This is a genomic window from Paenibacillus sp. 7541 (genome assembly GCF_002276395.1).
GTDB lineage: Bacteria > Bacillota > Bacilli > Paenibacillales > Paenibacillaceae > Paenibacillus_AQ > Paenibacillus_AQ campinasensis.
In genome coordinates this window covers 326,841-350,074 of the sequence record NZ_NQLZ01000001.1, presented here as the reverse complement: position 1 = coordinate 350,074, position 23,234 = coordinate 326,841, and the positions used below count along the sequence as shown (strand labels likewise).

Here is a 23,234-nt window from a genome sequence, read left to right as displayed (position 1 = left end):
GAAGAATCTAGTGCTTGCGAATTTTTCGTAGGCTTAGGTCTGTCTTTGGATTTATTAGGCCGCGAACCAGGCGGCTCATCGAATAGACATAATGGTCAGAAGTCGGAGGGAGAGAACCATGGAGCCTGTAACCTTTGTATTATTTGGAGCGACAGGGGATTTGGCAAAACGTAAAATTTACCCTGCGCTATATAATCTGTATATCGAACAGAAGCTGCCGCCCTACTTTCACGTAATTGGATTGGGGAGACGGGAGTGGACCGATGATATTTTCAAATCGAATGTGGAGCAATCGATCGCCGATTTCTCCCGGCGTAAGGTCAAGGACCCGGTATTGCTGAAAAGCTTCCTGAACATGTTTCAATATCAGACGCTGGACATCGGCCGCCAGGAGGATTACGAGCGTCTGCTGGAGCGCATAGAGAAGCGGGAGAACGGGCTGTCATTGACCCCGAACCGGATGTTCTATCTGTCGGTTGGGCCAGAGTTTTTTGCACCGATTGCCGCCAATATCAAAGGAAGCGGCCTGGGCTCGGCCGCGGGCTGGAAGCGGCTGCTCATCGAGAAGCCGTTCGGGCATGATCTGGCATCGGCGCGTGAACTGAATCAGCAGCTGAGCGAAGCGTTTGAGGAGCACGAGATTTTCCGGATCGATCATTATCTTGGCAAGCCGACCGTGCAGAAGCTGGTGGACCTGCACCAGCAGCATCCGGAGCTGCAAGCGATGTGGTCCGAGCGGGAAATTGCCAATGTGCAAATTACCGCCAATGAAATCGTCGGCGTCGAGGATCGGGCCGGTTACTATGATCATTCGGGCGCGGTCAGGGACATGTTCCAGAATCATATGCTGCAGCTGCTCATGATGGTGGCCATTCTGCCGAAGAAGGTCACACCGGAAGAGGTGCCGCTCATGAAGCGTGCCTTGATGAAGTCCCTCGTTCCGCTGGAGCTGCAGCAAGTCGGCGAGCGCGTCATTCGCGGACAATATACAGCTGGCAGCATTCAGGGCAAGCCTGTGCAGGGCTATACATCGGAGCCGAATATCGCTGCCGAATCGCTTAACGACACCTTTATTGCGGCGAAGCTGCTGATGGAGGATGACTACTGGAGCGGCGTTCCTTTCTATATCCGGACAGGGAAAAGATTGAAAGAGAAATCGACCCGCATCGTGGTTGAGTTCAAGCCCCACGCTGCAGATGCCGGAAGCGGGAAGCCGGCGCCTCGCCTGCTCGTCATCGAGATGAGCCCGCAGGAAGGAATCAGCCTGCAGTTCAGTCCGGACCAGGCGCGACATCACGAGCAGCTGTCGCCGGTTCAGCTGGACGTTCACGCCAGCGGGCAGGAGCTGCCGGAGGCGTATGAAAATCTGCTGCATGACGCACTGCTTGGCAAGCCGACCTTCTTCGCCCATTGGGAAGAGGTGGAGCTGGCCTGGCAATGGGTAGAGCCAGTGCTGCAAGCCTTTGAACGGAATGATGTGCCGCTGCGGACGTATGCGGCCGGCTCTTACGGCCCTGCCGAATCGGACGCGCTGGTTGCGAATGACGGTTACCACTGGTGGTTCGATGCGAAAGAGACAGCCGCGGATGAGTCGCGGGTTCTTCACCCGAGCCGCTGATGCGTTTGCTTTAACCTGGTGAAATACCGGATCTTCTTGTGGAGATGGTAGACGAGACCGACAGGGAGATCATATTGAACCGGCGATTGATATAGAAATTCATGAAGGATAAGCCAACCTACTGGCTTGAAGGGAGAGAATCATCGATGGCAATCTCATTTGATTACAGCAGTGCGCTTTCATTTCTGAAGCAGCATGAGGTGGACTATTTCGGGGAATTTGTGAAGACAGGTCACCGGATGCTCCACGAGAAAAAAGGTCCGGGCTCGGACTATTTGGGCTGGATCGAACTTCCGCATCAGTATGACCGCGAGGAGTTTGCAAGAATTAAGGATGCGGCACAGCGCATCCGCAGCCACTCGGACGCCTTGGTTGTGATTGGCATCGGGGGCTCATACTTAGGTGCGAGATCGGCGATTGAGGCGCTGTCCCATACGTTTCACAATCAAATGAGCGGAACGACCGAGGTGTATTATGCCGGTCAAAATATCAGCTCAACCTATGTGGCTCATTTGCTGGAGCTGCTCGAGGGCAAGGATATTTCGGTGAACGTCATTTCCAAATCCGGCACGACAACCGAGCCTGCGATTGCTTTCCGGATATTCCGCGATTATATGGAGAAGAAGTACGGGAAGGAAGGGGCGAAGGAGCGGATCTTTGCCACGACAGACCGTTCGAAAGGCGCACTCAAGAAGCTGGCGGATGAAGAGGGCTATGAAACCTTCGTCATCCCTGATGATGTCGGCGGCCGATATTCCGTGCTGACTGCCGTAGGCCTGCTGCCGATTGCCGTTGCCGGACTGGATATCGATCAGATGATGGCCGGTGCTGCAGCTGCGGCAGACCGGTACAGTAATGACGATCTGGCCGTCAATGAAAGCTATCAGTATGCGGCGGTTCGAAACGCACTGTACCGCAAGGGCAAAACGATCGAGCTGCTGGCCAACTTCGAGCCTTCCCTGCATTATGTAGCGGAATGGTGGAAGCAGCTGTTCGGCGAAAGCGAGGGCAAGGATCAGAAAGGGCTGTATCCGGCCTCGGTTGATTTTACAACCGATCTGCACTCCATGGGCCAATACGTCCAGGAAGGGCGGCGCGATCTGATCGAGACCGTGCTGGCGGTGAAGAAGCCGCGCGTGGAATGGATCATTCAGGAAGACAAGGACAATCTGGACGGCTTGAACTTCCTGGCAGGCAAGTCGATGGACGACGTGAACAAAAGCGCGGCGCAAGGCACACGTCTGGCGCATGTGGACGGGGGCGTACCGAACCTGATCGTCGAGCTGGATCAGCTGAGCGAATATACCTACGGCGAGATGGTGTATTTCTTCGAGAAGGCATGCGGCATGAGCGGTCTCTTGCTCGGCGTGAACCCGTTCGATCAGCCGGGGGTTGAGGCCTACAAAGCCAACATGTTTGCGCTGCTTGGCAAACCGGGATATGAAGCGCAGAAAGCGGAGCTGCTGAAGCGGCTGTCTGCACAGAACGTGTAATTCGCGATAATTCAAAGCGAGCAATGAATGAGGATAGATTCAACAGCGGGGGAACCGCTTCACAGGAGGTTATCTGATGAAGAAGCAACAAATTGGCGTGATCGGCCTGGCCGTCATGGGCAAGAACCTGGCATTTAACATCGAAAGTAAAGGCTTCTCGGTTGCCGTATTCAACCGTTCGTCTGAGAAAACAAAAGAGCTGCTGGCCGAGGCAGAAGGCAGAAACTTCGTTGGCGCATTCAGCCTGGAGGAGTTTGTACAGTCGCTTGAGACGCCTCGCAAAATCCTGATCATGGTAAAAGCGGGCAAACCAACCGATGACACCATCAATCAGCTGATTCCTTACTTGGATCCGGGCGATATTCTGATTGACGGCGGCAACGCCTTCTTCCTGGATACCCAGCGGAGAAACAAGGAGCTTCAGGAGAAAGGATTCCGCTTCATCGGCGCAGGTGTGTCCGGCGGCGAGGAGGGTGCGCTGCGCGGGCCGGCTATCATGCCGGGCGGGCAGAAGGATGCCTATGAGCTGGTGGAGCCTATCCTGACTGCGATCTCTGCCAAAGTGAACGGTGATCCTTGTTCGACCTATATCGGCGAGGACGGGGCAGGCCATTACGTGAAGATGGTCCATAACGGGATCGAGTATGGGGACATGCAGCTGATCGGGGAAGCTTATCATATGCTGAAGGATGTGCTCGGGTTAAGCACAAGCGAGCTCCATGATATCTTCTCCGAGTGGAATCGCGGGGAGCTGGACAGCTATTTGATCGAGATTACGGCGGATATTTTCTCCAAAATCGATCCGGAGACGGGCAAACCGATGGTTGATGTCATCCTTGACACAGCCGGGCAGAAAGGAACCGGGAAATGGACAAGCCAGAGCGCGCTGGACCTTGGCGTTCCGCTGTCCATTATTACGGAATCGGTATTCGCACGCTTCATCTCTGCGATGAAGGAGGAGCGGGTGGCGGCAAGCAAGCTGCTCAATGGTCCGTCGGCCGGCAGCTATGACGGCGATCGGGCGGAATTCATCGAGGCTGTGCGCAAAGCGCTGTACGCAAGCAAAATCGCCTCTTACGCACAAGGTTTTGCCCAGATGAAAGCTGCTTCCGAAGCTTACAACTGGAACCTGAATTACGGTGCGATCGCGATGATCTTCCGCGGGGGATGCATTATCCGGGCGCGCTTCCTGCAGAACATCAAGGATGCCTATGACCGCAATCCAGAATTGAAAAACCTGCTCCTGGACGACTATTTCAAACAGATCGTGGAGAACTATCAATCGGCGTGGAGACAGGTGGTTTCCATTGCGGTCACAAGAGGAATTCCGGTTCCGGCCTTTGCCTCGGCACTGGCTTACTATGACAGCTATCGCTCGGAGCGTCTGCCAGCTAATTTGCTGCAAGCACAGCGTGACTATTTCGGCGCTCACACCTTTGAGCGGGTGGACAAGGAAGGCAGCTTCCATCATCAGTGGTCTGCTGAATAATCGAACAGCAGTGTTACCCTATACAGCCCGGGAACCTTGTATGGCAAGGTTTGCCGGGCTGTATCATTGACTTGCTCATATCCAGCCACTATAATACGGGATGTAATATGAACTTAACGAATATTGGAGGATTATTAAAAAATGACACATTCGATGAGACTGCGTTTCCCAGCCTTGAACCGTTAATTAAATACGTTCAAGGGCTCTGTTGTTTGGTGTAAACAGAGTAACGGGATCAGTCTGTCCTTTTTTAATAATCTTCACTCGGATTAGAAAGGCGGATCGTTCTGCCTTTCTTTATTTATGTCTACATTTCCTCTGCGCGGCAACGTGCGGAGTCTGTTCGCTGTGCGATACTGGCTTCTGCTGCGCTTGGCGTCAGTCCAATTAAATAAGGATCGGTCTGCTTCCCTTTACTCTGCTGAAATCACAGGCAATTGGCCTGTGATTTTTTTTATTTTCATTCGAGAGGAAGAGATGACAATGACCAGAAGAAAGCATAAGTATAGCGGGACTAAACTGAGCAGAGGCGAGCCTCCCAATTTCTCGGGACAGCATTTCCTGCATAAGCCTGGCCTGATCCGGGAGATTGTGGACCGGGCACAAATTGGCAGCGAGGATACGGTGCTGGAACTCGGGGCGGGAGCCGGGGCGTTGACAACGCTACTGAGTGAGCGGGCTGGCAAAGTGCTGGCCGTGGAGTATGATGAGAAACTGATTGACACGCTGAAGCGCAAAACAGCGGCGTATGGCAACACCGTCATCATACATCAGAACATTCTCAATTTGCGCCTGCCCAAGGGGAAATTTCATGTTGTTGCCAACATTCCATACGCAATTACAACCCCGATCATGAAGCTGCTGCTCAATCGGCCGACGAGCGGATTTCAACGCGGCGTAATTGTGATGGAGAAAGGCGCGGCCAAACGATTTACATCACCTTATGTGAAAAATGCGTATGTGCTCGTGTGGAAAATGTGGTTCGACCTCCGATTGATCAAGGAGATTTCAAGGGAGTGCTTCTCCCCGCCGCCGAAGGTGGAATCCGCTATGGTGAAGATCACCCGCAGACCGAAGCCGATTATCGGCAATCAGGATCGGATGGCCTTCATCGGGCTGGCCGAGTATGCACTGAAGGTGGCGACGGCGCCGGCGGATGACGTGCTGCGCGGCATTTTCACACCGATTCAGATCAAGCATCTCAAGCGAAGCTCGGATATACGAGGCGATCAATCGATCGGCTCGCTGACGGTCCAGCAGTGGGGGGTTGTATTTCATACGATGACCCGGCATGTGCCGCGTCCATACTGGCCGCGTTTGTCCAAGAAGCAGCTTGAACAATATCAATAACCCTAATTTTGGATTTTTGTCCCGGACAGGCTATAATGATCAAGAAATGGGGGATGAAGATGGAGCGGAGAACAGCACTTGATATGGAGAAGATCGCTCGGTTTATATCGAGATTGAACGTTGAAGCCAAACATCATGTTGGCTATGTCGGAACCCAGAAGGATGAGATTGAAGCGTCGATCCGGGAAGAGTTCGTTCAAGACGGGAACGCGGATCAGCTCATAACGGTGGCTTACGAGAACGATGATATCATTGGCGTTTTGGGACTCAATGCGGATGATGAAAGTAATGTCGCTGAAATCTGGGGTCCGTATGTGGATGGAGAGGAAGAAGCATATCTGCGGGTGGCACCCCGCTTATGGGAAGAAGGGGTTCGCAAGCTGGCAGGCAATGTTAAAGCTTTTCACGGATTCTATAACCGGGAGAACAAGAACGCGCAGAAGCTTATGGCATCACTGGGTGCAGAGAAGCGGAATGCGCATATGATCTTAAAGCGATCGAGGCCGGATCGCCCATATCCTTCCGATGGCTCGGTGTCGGCGTTCACGACCGAATACATGAGGGATTTTGTACAGCTGCACGACGCGGTGTTCCCGAATACGTATTATAGCGGGGCGGAGATTATAAGTCGATTAAACGAGAATAACAAGCTGTTCATCTATAGGAAAGACGACAAGCTTGGCGGGTATTGTTATGTCGAAGGGAACCCGGAGCATCAAGAAGGCAGTGTCGAGTATATTGCGGTGTCGGATTCATTTCGAGCTCAAGGTATCGGAAAATCGTTGTTGCATGCCGGCTTGAATCATTTGTTTATGGAGCTGAATACAGCCGAGATTTCCATCTGTGTAGAACTGGGGAATGAGCGTGCCATTGGATTGTATCAGGCCGCAGGGTTTGAGGAGGAGCATGTGCTGTATTTGTATCATGTAAAATAATAAGCGAACACAGCAACCAGCCCGCCGGAATCTCCGGCGGGCTGGTTGACATGGGCTACTGTTGCTGGCTTAATACGTCAACGGCTAATATTGCGTTGGCTACTTGCTCGGCTGTAATCTCTGGGGACAGATTGCCCATCGTTTCATTGGTGCTGGTGGCGGCGGCACCGACCTTCAGCAAGTCCTCATCGGTCGCTTCCTTCAGGTGGAGCTCCTCCAATGTTGTCGGTAGGCCAAGCTCCCGGAAAAAGCGGATGTATTTCAGGATCTCCTGTTCCGGATGCAGCTCCAGGACGAGCTGAACCAAGGTTCCGTATGCCACTTTCTCGCCGTGGGTGAGGTGGTGGATGTCACCGGAGAGCACCGTCATGCCGTTGTGGATGGCATGTGCCGCGGCTAGACCGCCGCTCTCAAATCCGAGGCCGGACAGCAGCGTATTCGCCTCCACAACGGCCTCCACATGACGGGTAACCAGCCCTTGCTGTACTGCTTTATAGGCGGGAATCCCGTATTGAAACAGCGTTTCCTCGCATGCTCTAGCAATGGCCTGGGCAGCGATGCTCGGCTTGCCGCCGGACATGGCGTTCCCTCCGCTTTTCAGCGTAGCTCGCACTTCAATCCATGTCGCCATGGCATCAGCGATGCCGGAAGCGAACAGGCGGGCAGGGGCTTTGGCAACAATCGCGGTATCGACAAGCACCAGATCGGGATTCCGGTTATAGAAGCGATAGGACTCAAACACGCCTTCATCGCTGTAAATAACGGAGAGGGCGCTTGTGGGCGCATCCGTCGATGCAGTTGTAGGGACAATCACCACTTTCGACTTCAACTCATCTGCCACGGCTTTTGCCGTATCCAGCGTCTTGCCGCCGCCGACTCCAATGACGTAATCGACGGACTGTGACTGGCCTTCCTCTGCAATCCGGCGCACTTCGTTAACGGAAGCTTCGCCTTTAAACAGGACGAAGTGGTACGCCATATTTTCCGCTCCCAAGCTTTGAGTAATGGCATCCTCCGTAATACCCCAAACCACTTCGTCAGCGAGAATCAGCGGTTTGCGGCCCATGTCCTTGATATGCTGCCCAATCTCCCGCAAGGCACCCTGACCTTGAATATATTTGCTTGGCGAAATAAAAACAATGTTAGCCATCGATATAACCTCCTGAACCGTGTCAGTTTCTATGGATAATCTCGCCAAAGCGATGGCGGATTATACAGACTATAAACAGTTACAGGTTGTTATAAACCGGACCGACTTGAAAGAAAGGGTCGTTGTACACCTGTCTGTCTAATAGGTGCCTTCGCTTTCGAGGTAACGGTAGAGCGTTGATTTGCTGATGCCGGTTTCCTCTTTAATCTGAGCCAACGTATAGCGTTTGCTCTGATACATCAGAATCGCCCGCTTTACATTCTCATCCGGTTTGCGGGGTCTGCCGGGCGTGTTTCCTTTTTGCTTTGCTTCATATAGTCCTCTTTTTGTTTTCTCGCTAATGACATCACTTTGAAATTCCACCAGATGCTTGATGATGTGATGAAAAGGATAGCCCTCAGGCAGGCTGGTGTCGATCTGCTCCGATAGGGACAGCAGGAAAGCCTCTTTCTCATGGATAGCTTCAAGCAGCTCTGCCAGATGCCGGGTAGAATCGGCAATGGCGAACAGTTTATAAACCACAATCTTATCTCCTGGCGCTAGCTGCGTCAGAAGCTGGTTGAGCTCCGAACGCCGCTTCGCCGAGGAATGCTCTTCTCGAAGGATCTGCTCACAAGGTAGCTGCTCCAGGGCTGCCTTCTGATCGAGGCATTCCCAATCATCGTGATAAGGTCTCATATATCCAATCAGCATCGCGTATCTCCTAGGGGATTGTATTTACAACATCATACCATAATTGATGGTCTCAAAAAGGTTCCATTTCGGATCAAATGGTGGTACACTGTTGCTGTTGATTCTCGAACAGGGCGGATGAGAGCAAGGGTTCAAAGTCAAATAATAGATCAATATGAGGTGTGGAAGAGAAGTGATAGAGACTATCAAGAGAAATTGGTTTTCCAATGTCAGAGGGGACGTGCTGTCCGGTATTGTGGTGGCATTGGCATTGATCCCGGAAGCGATTGCCTTCTCGATTATTGCGGGTGTGGACCCCATGGTTGGATTGTACGCCTCCTTCTGTATCGCGGTCATTATTTCGTTTGTGGGCGGCCGCCCCGGGATGATATCAGCAGCAACAGGTGCTATGGCCTTGTTAATGCTCCCGCTGGTCAAAGAGCACGGGCTCCAATACTTGCTGGCGGCTACGATTTTGACGGGAATCATTCAGTTGATCTTTGGCGTGTTGAAGGTGGCTAGGCTGATGAAGTTTATTCCGCGAGCGGTGATGATCGGATTTGTAAATGCGCTGGCGATCTTGATCTTTATGGCGCAAATCCCGCACGTATGGGGTATTTCGGGCATGACTTATGTATTTGTTGGCATCACACTGGCGATTGTGTATATTGTGCCCCGATTCTTCAAGGCCGTCCCGGCGCCGTTGATCGCCATTGTGGTGCTGTCAGCCGTCGCGATCTCGTCGGACCTCGGGCTGCGCACGGTGGGTGACCTGGGCAATATCCAGCAATCGCTGCCTATGTTCCTGATTCCGGATGTTCCACTCAATTGGGAAACGCTGCGCATTATTTTTCCATATTCCTTCGCGCTTGCCATTGTCGGCCTGCTGGAGTCGCTGCTTACGTCATCCATTGTCGATGATATGACCAAGACAGGCAGTGACAAAAACCGTGAAGCCAGAGGGCAAGGCATCGCGAATATCGTGAACGGATTTTTTGGCGGCATGGCAGGCTGTGCCATGATCGGGCAGTCAGTCATCAATATCAAGTCGGGGGGACGGACCCGTCTATCCACTTTGGTTGCCGGGGCGTTCCTCATGTTTCTCATTCTGGTGCTCGGAGATTGGGTTGTGCTCATCCCGATGCCTGTGCTTGCCGGTATTATGATCATGGTCTGCATCGGCACGTTCGATTGGTCTTCGTTCAACTATTTGAGGAAAGCGCCTAAATCGGATGCTCTCGTCATGCTGGCGACAGTGATTATCGTGGTGGCTACTCATGATCTGTCCAAAGGTGTTATTGCCGGTGTCATCCTCAGCGCTATTTTCTTTGTAGCGAAAATGTCCAAGCTGGAGGTTCGCAAGCGCATGAATGGCGATGAGGCGGTATTTACGGTAAAAGGACAGTTGTTTTTTGCTTCGAGCAACAGCTTTGTTGACGCCTTCGATTATTCGCTGCGCTCGGCGGCCATTGTCATTGATTTCTCGGCGGCTCATATCTGGGATGATTCCGCTGTGGGGGCTCTGGATAAGGTGATCGAGAAATATCATGAGAACGGCAATCGCGTGACCGTTACCGGTCTGGACACGTCAAGTCAAAGCATGGTGGACAGGCTGGCGGTAACTCAAGGGGCGAGTGCCAAAGCGAGCGCGCATTAATCGGATGCTGAGATGAAGTTACTGAGTTGAAGTTGCACTTGACACGAACCGAGGTTGCTTCTATGCTATTAACAAAATTCGAAACACAAAGACCGGGAACAGTAAGGAACCGCCTATTGCCCAGCGAGCTGTCGTGTGGTGTGAGACAGTCTGTAGGCGCCTGAAGCTCGCCCGTGAGTGTCAAGACTGAAGCGATGCAGTAGGTCTTGCCGGTTCCCCGCCGTTAACCGGGCCAGAAGATGGAGCATTGCGGCTCGCCATGCATCCAAGAAGAGTGGTACCGCGATCGGGTAACCTATCGCCTCTTTGCAGGCGGTAGGTTTTTTTGTTGTTGTGTTAATCCATTGGTGAGGAAATGGAGTGATGGGCATGGAAACAGCGGATTGTTTTATTTGTCGTAAACATCGGGGAGAGATTCATGTTGCTGGCGGATGTATCTATGAGGATGACTATGTCTATGTCGGTCATATCGGCTCAAGCGGTTCAGCGGTCTACGTGGGATATGTGATGGTCGATCTGAAGCGGCATGTTGCCGGCTATGGCGATATGACAGAGGACGAGGCGAGCGCGGTTGGATCGGTGCTGAACCGGATCGGCAAGGCGCTTAAAGAAACGGAAGGGGCAGAGCATGTGTATTCCTTTGTGCAGGGGGATGCCTTTCCGCATTTCCATGTTCATCTCATTCCTCGTTATCCCGGCACGCCGGAGGAATACTGGCATCCCACGAGCATCCGGGGCTATGAGGCCGCTTATGGAACCGCGAATGAGGTTGAAACCTTGTGCGTCAGGCTGAAGGAGGTCCTTCATCATGAAGCGGGTTGAGTCCGTGAGCTGCTTATGGACCGGGGATCAGCAGGCCTATCTCGATCAACCCAGCAGCAAGCGAATCCGGCATGTGACGGTTGGCCGTTATGGCGGATGCACGGAGGGCGGTGCCTGTAAAAATGAGGACGGATTCCTGCTGTGGCTGGATGAGGCTGAGGCCTGGGAGTTCGCCGTGATTGTGGACGCGCACAGCTCCTGTCAAAGCGCGGTATTGATTCTGGAGACGCTTCAGCATCACGAAAGCTCCGTCCGCGACATACTCCGTCAGCCGCTGAGAAAGGCGGTAGACAGGATCGAGCGATGGGTGCTGGATATCTTTCAATCGGATGGTTTCTTAGTGAAATGCCGAGCTGTGCAAGGCGAAGCCTCTTGTCTGATCTGTCTGCGTATCGAAAATATGCTGTGGTGGTTCTCCGTAGGAGATTGCCAGCTGTTCCTCTTCCATGATGAACTGGAGTCCTGGGGGCAGAACTCGATGAATCAGCGAAATTTCTATGAATGGATCGGGCAGGTGAACACATTCGAGCAGGCGGTCCCGAGCTACTCGCTTGGACGGAGGCAGCTCCGAACCGGACGGAGCGGGATCATGGTGATGACGGACGGTTATTTGGAAGCAGAAGGCTGTGTGAGTGCGATGCCTGACCTGGGCAGGGGACAGATGTCGGGCGATGAATTCTTAGCCAGGCTGGTTCGCCATAGAACGGTAGACAGCACGACCTTCATACGCTGGTCGGTTCACAACGCGTATCCGGCGGCGCTGCCATCGAGTTGACGAAGAGGCTCCGATTGAGATGAAATATAAAGCAAGGAGAGGAGGAGTGTTCCAGATGAATTTTAGTATGGAGGAAGCGATAGAGGTGCTTGAACGGACGCCCAAGGTGCTGGAAACTCTATTCACAGGCCTGTCGGACGCATGGCTGACGTGCAATGAGGGGGAGGGCACATGGAATGCCTCGCAAGTACTGGATCATCTGATCGAAGGGGAGAAAAGCAACTGGATCCCGCGGCTAGATATGATTCTGTCCGGCGGTGAAGGTAAGCCATTCCCTGAATTCGACCGTTTCGCCCATTTGAATCACGCCGCAGCACCGCTGTCTGACAGGTTAAGCGAGTTTAAGAAGCTTAGAGGAGACAATATTCTCAAGCTGCAGCAGCTGGTTCAGCATGAGAGCCAGCTTGAATGCACAGGGATGCATCCTGCATTCGGCTCGGTGAAGGCAAGCGAGCTAATCGCTACCTGGGTCGTTCATGATATGACACATCTGAGTCAAATCGTTCGTGTGATGGCTGGAAGGTACCGGGAGGATGTCGGCCCCTGGATCGCCTTCTTGAGCGTATTGCAACCCCATCGTTAAAGTGGGCGAAATGATATAATAGGCGTCAAGTACGAGTGTCAGTGTGAAAGGGTGTAACGATGAAGAAAGTGATTGTGATCGGGGCAGGAATACTGGGGGCTTCGACCGCTTACCAGTTAGCCAAAATGGGAGCAGAAGTTACGATTATGGATCGTCAGGATGCCGGTCAGGCTACGGATGCGGCAGCGGGAATTATCTGTCCCTGGATATCCCAGCGGCGGAATAAAGCTTGGTATCGGCTTGTGAAGGCGGGTGCGCGCTTCTACCCGGAATTGATTGCGGAGCTGGAACGCGAGGGGGAGATGGAGACCGGTTATGCCCAGGTCGGGGCGCTCAGCATTCATCACGACGAGGAGAAAATCACGAGAATCGAAGAGCGGGCGCAGGACCGAATGGCCGATGCGCCCGAAATGGGCGAGATCACCCGGCTGGACGAGCATCAGACCAAGGCGTTGTTCCCTCTGCTTGGAGAAGGGTATCAGGCTGTACATATTAGCGGAGCCGCGAGAGTGGACGGCCGTGCCCTGCGGGATGCCTTGATCCGATCTGCCCAGCGAAAGGGAGCTGTTCTGATCCAAGGGGACGCCGTGCTGGAATATGATTCGAATCGTGTCACGGGGGCTTCTGTCCATGGAGGATATATCGCTGCTGACCGTATCGTCGTCTGTGCCGGAGCCTGGGCGAGACAGCTGCTGGAGCCGCTCGGCATCCGCTTCAACGTCAGCTATCAGAAGGCTCAAATTATGCATGTGAAGCTTGAAGGACATCAGGCTACAGCCGCCTGGCCAGTGGTGATGCCGCCTTCCGATCAGTATTTGCTGGCCTTTGATCATCAGAGGATCGTCATCGGGACGACGCATGAGAATGACGTAGACGGCTATGATCCAAGGGTGACGGCTGGGGGGATGCAGGAGGTGCTGAACAAAGGGCTGTCCCTTGCGCCGGACCTTGCGGACAGCACGTTCCTGGAAATGCGGGTAGGCTTTCGTCCGTTCACGCCCGGATTTCTGCCGGTCATTGGATCGATTCCGGGCTGGGAAGGACTCTTTACGGCCAACGGACTCGGTTCTTCGGGATTAACGGCTGGGCCGTATTTGGGATATCAGCTGGCCAAGCTGGCGCTTGGGCTGCCTGTAGATCTGGATATAAATGATTATGACATCGGGCAGGCGCTGGATTAAATCCACTATAGAACCAGATGGATATTCAAGGACATAAATCCAATAAAATACTATTATAATATTTTTTGATTTTAAGATAGTGTGATAGGGGGATTTTAGTGTCATTGTACCATGACCATATCCTGATTCAAGCACTAGGCGTGGACGGTGTATCGATGGCCAGTACTTCGTTAAATATTCATTCGGAGATGGATACGGATTACACTGAATAATATCACTTGAAGAAGACCTGCACTATAGCGATTGAAAGTGCAGGTCTTACTGTGTCATCCGAACGATGCCTTCCACGAATAACGCCTCACCTTGATGAGAAGTCATATTTATCGAGCTTGAGCTTCAGCAGACCGGTTGCGGATTCGAATTCAAGGCCGAGACACCGTTCATCATAATGGGCAATATTCGCGCTGCCAACTGTTCCGGAGATTCGGTTCTGCCGTCGAGGTTCCATTGATACGTGACGCCATAGATGGACCAGCTCATCGAAGTCGCCGCCGATTTCAACAGGGCGGGGTCTTGGCCATTCGCGCCATGGGTCACTAGCTGCGTTATAAAGCTCTCCAGCTGCTGCTTGATATTTTTTTCGACCACAGGGGCGACGGAAGTGTAGTTTTTCATGCATTTGTTGTTCAAAGTCTGATGATAATCGCAAAGCGCATGTATCAGCTGCCGGATGGTTTCCTCCGTCAATGGAGCGTCAGGCCGGATGCGTTGTAACAGAAACGAAGTGAACCCATCCGCCCACAATGCGTCAAGCAGCTCATATTTGTCCTGATAATGCGCATAGAACGTAGCGCGATTGATTGTGGCTTTGCTCGTGATATCGCTAATTGTAATCTGATGAAAGTCCTTATGTCTTAACAGTTCCGTAAACGCGTCCTGAATGAACTGGCGGGTCCGGACGACGCGCGGATCCGTGCGCTTGGAGGATTGGAAATCCGACACTTGCATGAACACCCCTTACCTGGAAGCTATGATTGGTTATATAATACACAACTGTTGTTTTCCTAACAAGTGTATATTAGATACAATATGCCGATTCTGTTGTTTAAGCAAAAGAATGGGCATATTGTTGGTTGAATCAGGTACGCCTAGCTTTTATCATCATAGACGTACCCAAGGTACAACAAAAGCTGAACTGGAGGTCTTGATGAAATGAATACTTCTCAATCTGTACAGGCCCTGTTTCAACCTGTGACGATAGGCAATATGAAACTTCCAAGCCGCATTGTGATGGCACCCATGACGCGCGGATTTTCTCCCGGCGGCATTCCCGGTCCGGATGTAGCGGCATATTACCGGCGGCGGGCGGAGAATGGCGTAGGCCTTATCGTGACGGAGGGGACCATTGTTAATCATCCTGAAGCCCATCAACAGCCGGGTGTGGCTGTCCCTCATTTCTATGGCGAGCAGGCGCTGGCGGGCTGGTCAAAGGTTGTGTCTGAGGTCCATGAGGCAGGCGGCAAGGTGATTCCACAGCTGTGGCACATGGGACTGAACCCGGACCGGAGCGTGAACGAGCTGACTGAAGCGGAGATTCGCGATATCGTTGAGGCATTTGCCCAGGCGGCCGCGGATGCGAAGCGCATAGGATTTGACGGGATTGAGCTTCACGGTGCGCACGGGTATTTGATCGATCAATTCTTCTGGGAGAAGACGAACCAGCGCACAGACCGCTATGGTGGTGATATCGTGGCTCGGACACGCTTCGCAGTTGAAGTGATCGAAGCTTGCCGACAGGCGGTAGGCCCGGATTACCCGATTGTGCTGCGCATATCGCAATGGAAGGGCAGCGATTATTCAGCCAAGCTGGCTGAGACGCCGGAACAGCTGGGGCAATTTCTTGCACCGCTGGTTGAAGCAGGTGTCGATATCTTTCACTGCTCGACCCGCCGTTTCTGGCAGCCGGAGTTTGACGGTTCTGAGCTCAACCTCGCCGGCTGGGTCAAGCAGCTAACTGGCAAACCGACCATTACCGTCGGCTCTATCGGATTGGACAGCGAAGTGACGAGCTATTTCTCTGAAGGGAAAGGAGCGGAAGCGGAGTCCACGAGCATTGACAAGCTGATCTCAAAGCTGGATCGGCAGGAGTTCGATCTGGTGGCGGTAGGCAGGGCGCTGCTGGTGGATCCGGCCTGGGCCGCGAAGCTTCGCGATGGCCGCTGGAGCGAGATGACACCATTTACACCGGAGGCAGCGAAGGTGCTCTATTAAGCGTGATGTAGCCATATGAAAATGATGGAGCATGTTCGGCAGATTCTTTCTCTGCCAAGCATGCTCTTTTTGTTCGGAAACAGAAGTGGATAGCAGCGCTTGCCCCCAGGTGGTTCTTGTGCTAAACTTCGTTTGAGACCGATCGGTTTCTTTTTTGGATGCGGTGAACATACATACAGGAGGAAGCGTGCATGCGTAAAGGCGAGAAGACCCGGGAGTTTATTGTGCAGCAGGCAGCCGAGCTGTTTAACCAGCAAGGGTATTTCGGTTCCTCGATGTCGGATATTATGCGGGTGACAGGGCTGCGCAAGGGCGGGATTTACAACCATTTTGAGAGCAAGGACGAATTGGCGCTTGAAGCGTTCGACTATGCCATTGGCGTACTGAGCAGACGTTATTATGAAGCGATCAGGGGGAAATCGTCGGCGGCCGAGCAGCTGATTTCGGTGGTGTCGATCTATGAGAATGTCATTGAGAATCCTCCGCTTAAAGGAGGCTGTCCGCTGCTGAATACGGCTGTGGAAAGCGACGATGCTCATCCTGTACTCCGTGAGAAAGCAGCAGATGCGATGGATCAGTTCTTGAAGTTTATACAGATGATCATAAACCGCGGGATGCGTAAAGGAGAACTTAAAGCGTCGATTCACCCTGAATCAGCGGCGATATTCATTACGTCTGCGATGGAGGGTGCGGTCATGATGAGCAAGCTGTACCGAGACAGCCGCTATATGCAGCAGGCCCTGGAGCACCTGTCCTCCTATATTCATAGTTTGCAGAAATCGTCCGACTAATTTTTTTTCTTCAAAAAAAGACCGATTGGTCCTTTATTCGGGTTCTTTCATCTCGAAGTGACGTGCTGTATCACATGGGTTGCTGCAATGCGATCCGCGGTCGCTTGGTTCATGAGCAATCCCGTTAACCTGTTCGGAAAAGTACAATAGTATGGAGGGGAAGCAGGATGATTTACATAGTCATAGGGATAGGGATCGCACTGTTGGTGTTTGTCAGCGTCTTGTGGAAACTGGCCGTTAAGGGGCAGACACCCAAAAGGGTGATCAACGTGCAGAAGCCCGCTCAGTATTATGAGGAAGTGTCATTTCAGAGTGGGGATGCGGTTGTTCATGGCTGGTATATTCCAGCCAAGGCCAGCGACGATGAGCCCAAACCGCTCATCATCGTCGTACACGGCTGGGCGTCGGCGAAAAGCCGAGTCATGAGTTATGTGGATCCGCTTCATCAAGCCGGGTATTCGCTGCTGTTGTTTGATGCCAGAGGTCATGGGGACAGCGAGGGGATCAAGGCCCCCACCATCAAAAGTTTCCGGGATGACGTGAAGGCCGCAGTCCGGTATGCTCAGCGCCGAGAAGATGTAGCTCCTGGGCGGATTGGTCTGCTTGGTCACTCCTTCGGGGGCATGGGGAGTCTGCTTGCGAGTCGGGACAAGATTGGCATCAAGGCACTGGTCACTGATTCGATGCCTGCCCGTTTTCGGACGATCATGGAAGCCTTGTTACGTGAATACAAGATGCCATATGCTCCGCTCGGACCTCTGCTAACCCGGATGATGTTTATGAGGGCGGGGATCTCTTCGACGGAGTTGAGAGAAGAACTTAGCCTGCCTGCCGCACTTGAGCATAGAAAGTCTCCCGTGCTGCTGGTGCATTCAAGAAAGGATCGGTATATTCCTTCGGAGGAACTGGATTATCTGATGCGTGGTTTGAAGAACAGACGTGAGGATGTCGAGTGTCTGTATGTTGACACGGACGGGCATCGAAGTTCGGAGAAGGACTCCAGGTTCTGGAAGAACGTGCTGTCTTTTTATCAAAAGTATGTGTAATGGAAGCCCGAGCGCTTGCTGCCCAAATGCCTATTTAGCATCCATTTCCTGGGAAACAGGTTTGGTGAATTAACCGACATTTATGAGTATCCCGGAAATGACAAGCTCTTTATGATGCCGGTCGTGGAATGCTGGTTTGAATCTGCGGCCCCGCTGCTGTATTTTATAAGTACGGTGAAACTTGCCGGACATCTTGAGTGTGGCAATTCATAGACAGGAGTGACAGCGATGACATTTACGATTCCGGAAGATTATGTAGAGCGGGTGTATGCCGGATGGCTTGGCAAAGTGATTGGGGTTCGTCACGGAGGGAACATCGAGCAATGGACGTATGAACAAATTGAAAAGGCTTACGGAGAAATAACCACCTACCTGCATGAGTTCAAAAACTTTGCAGCGGATGATGATACAAACGGTCCAATGTTCTTTCTCCGGGCACTGGAGGATTATACCCATACAGATCAGCTGACGGCGGAGCAGATCGGGCTGACCTGGCTGAATTATGCGCCGGACGGCCATGCATTTTTCTGGTGGGGAGGTTATGGGATATCGACAGAGCATACCGCATACGAGAATCTGAAGCATGGCATTATGGCTCCGAGATCAGGATCTATCGAGCAGAATGGCGCGGCGGTTGCCGAGCAGATTGGAGGCCAGATCTTCATTGACACCTGGGGCCTGATTGCGCCAGGCAACCCGAAGCTTGCCGCTGAGTACGCAGCGAAAGCCGCGAGTGTATCCCATGACGGGAATGGCAAATACGGGGGGATGTTCGTTGCTGCTTGCATTGCGGCGGCTTTTGTCAAGAAAGATATGGCGGATATTATCGAGGCCGGGCTGGGGGTCATTCCGCACAATTCTGAATTCCACCGGATGGCGCTGGACGTGATTGAGTATCACAGCAGGCAGCCGGAATCGTGGCGTGATGCGTATGCTTATGTGAAAGCGCATTATGGCTACCATCTGTACCCGGGCAATTGCCATATCATACCGAATGCGGCGGTGATCATCCTGTCACTGCTATACGGAGAAGGTGACTTCTCCAAGTCAATCAACATATGCAATATGTGCGGCTGGGATACGGATTGCAATGTGGCGAATGTGGGCACAATTCTCGGCGTTCTGAATGGTCTGCAAGGGATCGATGCTTCGTGGCGGACGCCGATCAATGATTTTCTATGCTGCTCAAGCGTTATCGGCTCGCTGAACATCCTGGATCTGCCATGGTGCGCTTCGTATATCGCTCGCTTCGGCTATAAGATCGCCGGGGTGCAGCCTCCGGACCAATGGGAAGCTGTGCTGAATGGCAGCTCGCCGAGATTCCATTTTGAATATCCAGGTTCAACGCATGCGTTCCGTACGGATCACGATGATCCTTCCCGCAATGTTACGGCTCGGGTTGAGAATAGTGAGGCAGAGGCTTATTCCGGAGAGCGCTCGTTAAAAGTAATGTTCGACAGAGTGAGAGGGGGCTACGGCTACCGGGTATATCACCAAACGTATTACGGTCCGTCCGATTTCAATGACAGCCGCTATGATCCGGCCTTCTCCCCACTGCTATATCCGGGCCAGAAGGTGGAAGCGCGCGTGAAACTGCCAGATACCGGTCCGGGTCTGAAAGCAACAATGTTCGTGAAGGATGGCAATCAGGACAAGCTATATTACGGGGAGAGTGTATACGTTCCAGCAGGGGAGTGGATTCATCTGACGATGGATATTCCGGTGCTGGATAACGCCTGCATTGAACAGGCCGGAATTGAATGGATCCCGTTAGCCGACTGGCAAGAAAGCCTGATCGCTTATGTGGACGATATGGATTATAGTGGTTCTCCGCATTACTCGATTGATTTCAGCCAGGAGCGTCTGGAAATGTGGAATCCGATTCACGTTGAGGTCCGTCAGTGCACCTATCTGCGAGGTCATTGGACACTGGACAACGGAGCTCTTAGCGGCAGCGGCTCGCAACTGCCTGCCGAGTGTTATACCGGTGATTATGCGTGGAAGGATTACAAATACGAAGCGGTGTTAACGCCGGTGGTCGGTGAGGAGCATCTGATTCAGGTGCGGGTGCAGGGCGGCATTCGGTCTTATGCAGCCGGCCTGGCGAAGGACAACCAACTCGTGTTGTACAAAAATGATCATGGTTATCGGGCTGTGGCCACGGCCGATTTCGCATGGGAGCCGGGTAAAGACTATCGGGTGGAGATAAGTGCGGAACATAACCGCTTGACGGTTAGTGTGGACGGAACACAGCTGCTGGCGTATACGGATCAGGATGCTCCTTATCTGCATGGCCAGATCGGTTTTGCCAATAGAAACGGAAGCCGGACGCTCTACAAGCGATATGCGGTTTCCCCATTGTAATCGCATCGGCCTGCACCCTTGATCCAGGCGACAGCCGGGCATGGATGCGCCGAACATCACCTATCCCGTCAGGCATGAGGGTGCTGGCTGCACCTGATTGGGCCTGCGGGATGTTTTTTATATAATAATAGCTAAAGATAAAGGATATCCACATTGCCGAAAGTGAGGAGCGACCACATGAACGTATTGATTATTGGAGCGAACGGACAGATTGGACAGCATCTCGTCCGCCAAATGCAGCAGTCGGCCGAGCTGAACCCGATTGCGATGGTGCGAAAGGAAGAGCAGAAGGCGAAGTATGAACAACAGGGCGTTCAGACTGCCCTGGTTGACCTTGAAGGAAGCATAGATCATATCGCCAGCGCGGCTCAAGGTGCGGATGCTATTGTATTTACTGCGGGTTCGGGCGGACATACCGGTGCCGATAAAACGATGCTGATCGACTTGGATGGGGCTATCAAATCGATGGAAGCTGCCAAGCAGGCTGGAATTCAGCGGTTTGTGATGGTTAGCGCAATCGGTGTTCATCATCGGGAGAAGTGGATGGCAAGCGCGCCGCACTACAGTGCAGCCAAGTATTACGCAGACATGTGGCTTATGAGAAGCGGGCTGGATTACACCATTATCCGACCAGGCGGACTAACGAACGAACCGGGAACCGGAAAAGTGAAGGCTGCAGCAGATGTAGAGCGCGGGAACATCCCGCGTGAAGATGTGGCTTCCACGATCCTCGCTGCGCTTGCCGATCCGTCTACGATGGGAAAGGCTTTTGACCTGATCAGCGGGGACACGCCGATTGAACAGGCGCTGAAGTTGGTGTAGGGGGACAGGGGGGCGAACCTCTCCAAAGCGAGTAAGGATAACGGGAAGAACGAGTGCGGCTGCCGATGATCCGGCAGCTGTTTTTTATGTTGCTGTGTGGCGGTACGATTGGCAGATTCGTGACGCAACTGGACACAGGCATTTTTCAAACATTATAGTATAGAGATAGAGTCATTTGCGATACATATCAGACTAGTAAGGGAGGACATCCATGGAGCCAACCCGAATTTGGCCAGATCGCTTTAAGCGATTTTTTCTAAATAACAAGTTTGTGCTGCTCTTGTTCGTGTTGTTGTTGGTAGGAATCAACATATTGGTGCTCAGCAAAATTTCGTTCGTCTGGCACCCTGTTACTGTACTGATCAAAACAATTATATTGCCGATTATCCTATCCGGTATTCTGTTCTATCTGCTTAATCCACTCGTGAATGTGATGGAAAAATGGAGGATCAAGCGGGGCTGGTCGATCCTGATTCTATATTTGGCGATCGCCGGTATTCTGACGGTGGTTGTGCTCGCGGTCATTCCGGTGGTTCGTAATCAGATTATGAGTTTGATCATCAACTTTCCGGTTTACAGTGAAAATCTGAGACAGCAGTTTGAGAATCTGACCGGAACCGAACTGTACAATCAAATTCAGTCGACGATTAACTTGAATTCGGAGGAATGGTGGGGGACCGTTACCCAGCAAGCAACAGATATTCTGAACACGACCTGGTCCAAGGTTGGCGGATTCCTGGGCGCGTTCACGGAAGTTGTGCTGTCGATTATTACGGTTCCGTTCGTGCTCTTCTATATGCTGAAGGATGGCAAGAAGCTGCCTGAGAAGCTGCTCTCTTTCCTGCCGACCCGGAGCCGCACGGGTGCTCTGCATGTGCTTCAGGACATGAACCATCAGATCAGCTCGTTCATCCGCGGCCAGATTATTGTCAGCTTCTGTATCGGTATCCTGCTGTACATCGGTTACATGATCATCGGGCTGGATTACGCGCTAATACTGGCCATTATTGCGTCATTCACCAATGTGGTGCCATATCTGGGTCCCGCGATTGCGATTACGCCGGCTCTTATCGTTGCGCTTGTAACCTCGCCGATCATGCTGCTGAAGATGGTGGCGGTATGGACGATTGTTCAGCTTATTGAAGGCAAGCTGATCTCGCCGCAAATTATGGGCAAGACCCTCAAAATTCATCCAATCACAATTATTTTTGTGATTCTGACATCCGGCAATCTGTTCGGGGTAGTCGGCGTCCTGCTGGCCGTTCCTGGTTACGCGATGCTGAAGGTGTGCGCTACGCACATTTTCCAGTGGTTCAAAAACACCTCGGGGCTGTATGAGTCGCCGGTGGAGCATCATGAGAAAGTATGAGCGAAAACTCCCGTCTGTCGGCAATTTGCTGAGGGCGGGAGTTTTTATGTAGTTAATAGGCATATCCAACTATTTTTTTGCTGGAGAAATTTGTCGAGAGATGGAGGGAGTATGGAATTAATGCGTGCGAAAGGTAGTTGCGAGAGTGGAAAAATCATTGATAGATTTTAGAAAGGAGGATAAATGTTATGAAATATTTGATTGATATAGAAAACGATGAAAGTGATGACTTTGAAAGATTGGCAGATAATGTTGGTGTGTTACAGGTTTTTGATAGCAATGGAAACGAAATAACAAAGTCATCAAAAGTATCCTTATTTCTGAGCAAAAATGCACTAATAGGTTTAGGAACTGAATTGATAAGGTTGGCTCATAATTATAAAGAAGGAAAGCATTATCATATAGAGCCAGCAAGCAAAGAAATGATGGTTCAAACATTAGGGGTTTTTCTGACACCGGATAGTTGTGAATTAATTGTGGGCTGTAGTGACGAAAAAGTTATTGATGATTATTTTAAAGAATAGGGGATTTTAAATTTACACAAATCACTAAACCTTGATTGGCTACATGCCTTTCAAGGTTCTTTACTTTAAATGAAGACGGATAGGGAAAGAGAGACGTATCACATTCAAGTTGCGATATCAAGCCGATCGAAGTGAAACAAGAGACGATTAGAATGTATAATTTCGTGTAGGGATTATTACACGTATTTTGTCAGCGAACTGAAATTATGGACCCCACAACTGCAGCGGCGGCGGAGGCGGACTCGGAAGAGGCCTAACCAGAGGTAGCCTGGGAGGCGGCAGCAACGGAGGAGCATTCGTCACACGAGGTCCTGGCGGCGGGCGAATGAAGCGTTCTTCGAGTAAGGCTGGCCCACTGAGGGTACAGGAAATAGTTATCAAT

21 protein-coding genes and 1 other annotated feature are annotated in these 23,234 nt (G+C 52.0%); of the genes, 18 read left to right on the top strand and 3 right to left on the bottom strand.

What is annotated here, in order from left to right; all coding sequences use genetic code 11:
• The first annotated feature begins 118 nt into the window (after positions 1-118).
• The 6 genes from zwf to CHH75_RS01500 all read left to right on the top strand — a co-directional run bounded on the left by zwf (position 119) and on the right by CHH75_RS01500 (position 6,885).
• On the top strand, positions 119-1,618 hold the full coding sequence (zwf, locus tag CHH75_RS01520; RefSeq protein WP_095397268.1) for a glucose-6-phosphate dehydrogenase: 1,500 nt from the start codon (positions 119-121) through the stop codon (positions 1,616-1,618).
• Between the two features lie 146 nt (positions 1,619-1,764).
• Positions 1,765-3,111, top strand: coding sequence for a glucose-6-phosphate isomerase (locus CHH75_RS01515; protein WP_095265266.1), 1,347 nt, complete (start codon positions 1,765-1,767; stop codon positions 3,109-3,111).
• Positions 3,112-3,187: 76 nt separating this feature from the next.
• A complete protein-coding gene (gene gndA, locus CHH75_RS01510; RefSeq protein ID WP_095265265.1) occupies positions 3,188-4,600 on the top strand; it encodes an NADP-dependent phosphogluconate dehydrogenase in 1,413 nt (470 codons plus the stop codon).
• A 141-nt stretch (positions 4,601-4,741) separates the two neighbouring features.
• Positions 4,742-4,786: an erythromycin resistance leader peptide gene (locus tag CHH75_RS25495; RefSeq protein ID WP_141235798.1), complete on the top strand. Its 45-nt coding sequence runs from the start codon at positions 4,742-4,744 to the stop codon at positions 4,784-4,786.
• Between the two features lie 297 nt (positions 4,787-5,083).
• Entirely contained in the window at positions 5,084-5,950 is an 867-nt protein-coding gene (erm, locus tag CHH75_RS01505; RefSeq protein ID WP_095397267.1) for a 23S ribosomal RNA methyltransferase Erm, read from the top strand.
• A gap of 83 nt (positions 5,951-6,033) precedes the next feature.
• Positions 6,034-6,885, top strand: coding sequence for a GNAT family N-acetyltransferase (locus CHH75_RS01500; protein ID WP_176475423.1), 852 nt, complete (start codon positions 6,034-6,036; stop codon positions 6,883-6,885).
• Positions 6,886-6,940: 55 nt separating this feature from the next.
• Here the strand turns inward: CHH75_RS01500 and CHH75_RS01495 are convergent, their stop codons facing one another.
• Both CHH75_RS01495 and CHH75_RS01490 read right to left on the bottom strand, forming a co-directional pair.
• Positions 6,941-8,035, bottom strand: coding sequence for a glycerol dehydrogenase (locus CHH75_RS01495; protein WP_095265262.1), 1,095 nt, complete (start codon positions 8,033-8,035; stop codon positions 6,941-6,943).
• Positions 8,036-8,173: 138 nt separating this feature from the next.
• A complete protein-coding gene (locus tag CHH75_RS01490) occupies positions 8,174-8,728 on the bottom strand; it encodes a recombinase family protein (protein WP_095265261.1) in 555 nt (184 codons plus the stop codon).
• A gap of 172 nt (positions 8,729-8,900) precedes the next feature.
• Here CHH75_RS01490 and CHH75_RS01485 point away from each other — a divergent pair, with 172 nt between their 5' ends.
• From CHH75_RS01485 to CHH75_RS01465, 5 genes are all read left to right on the top strand, one after another.
• Positions 8,901-10,364, top strand: a complete 1,464-nt coding sequence (locus CHH75_RS01485) for a SulP family inorganic anion transporter (protein ID WP_095265260.1) — start codon at positions 8,901-8,903, stop codon at positions 10,362-10,364.
• Positions 10,365-10,443: 79 nt separating this feature from the next.
• Positions 10,444-10,673 (top strand) — a binding site (T-box leader).
• Between the two features lie 60 nt (positions 10,674-10,733).
• Positions 10,734-11,186: an HIT family protein gene (locus CHH75_RS01480; RefSeq protein WP_244908159.1), complete on the top strand. Its 453-nt coding sequence runs from the start codon at positions 10,734-10,736 to the stop codon at positions 11,184-11,186.
• The gene (locus tag CHH75_RS01475; RefSeq protein ID WP_095265258.1) at positions 11,173-11,961 is read left to right on the top strand and encodes a PP2C family serine/threonine-protein phosphatase; all 789 of its coding nucleotides are present in this window, start codon (positions 11,173-11,175) and stop codon (positions 11,959-11,961) included. The genes CHH75_RS01480 and CHH75_RS01475 overlap by 14 nt, the downstream gene beginning before the upstream one ends.
• A 55-nt stretch (positions 11,962-12,016) precedes the next feature.
• The gene (locus CHH75_RS01470; protein WP_095397265.1) at positions 12,017-12,544 is read left to right on the top strand and encodes a DinB family protein; all 528 of its coding nucleotides are present in this window, start codon (positions 12,017-12,019) and stop codon (positions 12,542-12,544) included.
• Positions 12,545-12,603: 59 nt separating this feature from the next.
• Positions 12,604-13,725: an NAD(P)/FAD-dependent oxidoreductase gene (locus tag CHH75_RS01465; RefSeq protein WP_095265256.1), complete on the top strand. Its 1,122-nt coding sequence runs from the start codon at positions 12,604-12,606 to the stop codon at positions 13,723-13,725.
• 336 nt (positions 13,726-14,061) lie between these two features.
• Here CHH75_RS01465 and CHH75_RS01460 read toward each other — a convergent pair whose 3' ends face one another.
• Positions 14,062-14,673 carry a TetR/AcrR family transcriptional regulator gene (locus CHH75_RS01460; RefSeq protein ID WP_095265255.1) on the bottom strand — a complete coding sequence of 204 codons (612 nt, stop codon included), beginning with the start codon at positions 14,671-14,673 and terminating at the stop codon, positions 14,062-14,064.
• Positions 14,674-14,877: 204 nt separating this feature from the next.
• Between CHH75_RS01460 and CHH75_RS01455 the strand changes: the two genes are divergently transcribed.
• From CHH75_RS01455 to CHH75_RS01420, 7 genes are all read left to right on the top strand, one after another.
• The gene (locus CHH75_RS01455; RefSeq protein WP_095397264.1) at positions 14,878-15,936 is read left to right on the top strand and encodes an NADH:flavin oxidoreductase; all 1,059 of its coding nucleotides are present in this window, start codon (positions 14,878-14,880) and stop codon (positions 15,934-15,936) included.
• A gap of 191 nt (positions 15,937-16,127) precedes the next feature.
• Positions 16,128-16,727, top strand: coding sequence for a TetR/AcrR family transcriptional regulator (locus CHH75_RS01450; protein WP_095265253.1), 600 nt, complete (start codon positions 16,128-16,130; stop codon positions 16,725-16,727).
• 167 nt (positions 16,728-16,894) lie between these two features.
• Positions 16,895-17,773 (top strand): alpha/beta hydrolase, encoded by an 879-nt coding sequence (locus tag CHH75_RS01445; protein WP_095397263.1) that lies wholly within the window; start codon positions 16,895-16,897, stop codon positions 17,771-17,773.
• A 228-nt stretch (positions 17,774-18,001) separates the two neighbouring features.
• The gene (locus tag CHH75_RS01435; protein ID WP_095397261.1) at positions 18,002-20,137 is read left to right on the top strand and encodes an ADP-ribosylglycohydrolase family protein; all 2,136 of its coding nucleotides are present in this window, start codon (positions 18,002-18,004) and stop codon (positions 20,135-20,137) included.
• Between the two features lie 177 nt (positions 20,138-20,314).
• Entirely contained in the window at positions 20,315-20,959 is a 645-nt protein-coding gene (locus CHH75_RS01430; protein ID WP_095265249.1) for an SDR family oxidoreductase, read from the top strand.
• Positions 20,960-21,170: 211 nt separating this feature from the next.
• Positions 21,171-22,328, top strand: coding sequence for an AI-2E family transporter (locus CHH75_RS01425; protein WP_095397260.1), 1,158 nt, complete (start codon positions 21,171-21,173; stop codon positions 22,326-22,328).
• 188 nt (positions 22,329-22,516) lie between these two features.
• Positions 22,517-22,852, top strand: a complete 336-nt coding sequence (locus tag CHH75_RS01420; RefSeq protein ID WP_095265247.1) for an Imm32 family immunity protein — start codon at positions 22,517-22,519, stop codon at positions 22,850-22,852.
• Positions 22,853-23,234: the final 382 nt, after the last annotated feature.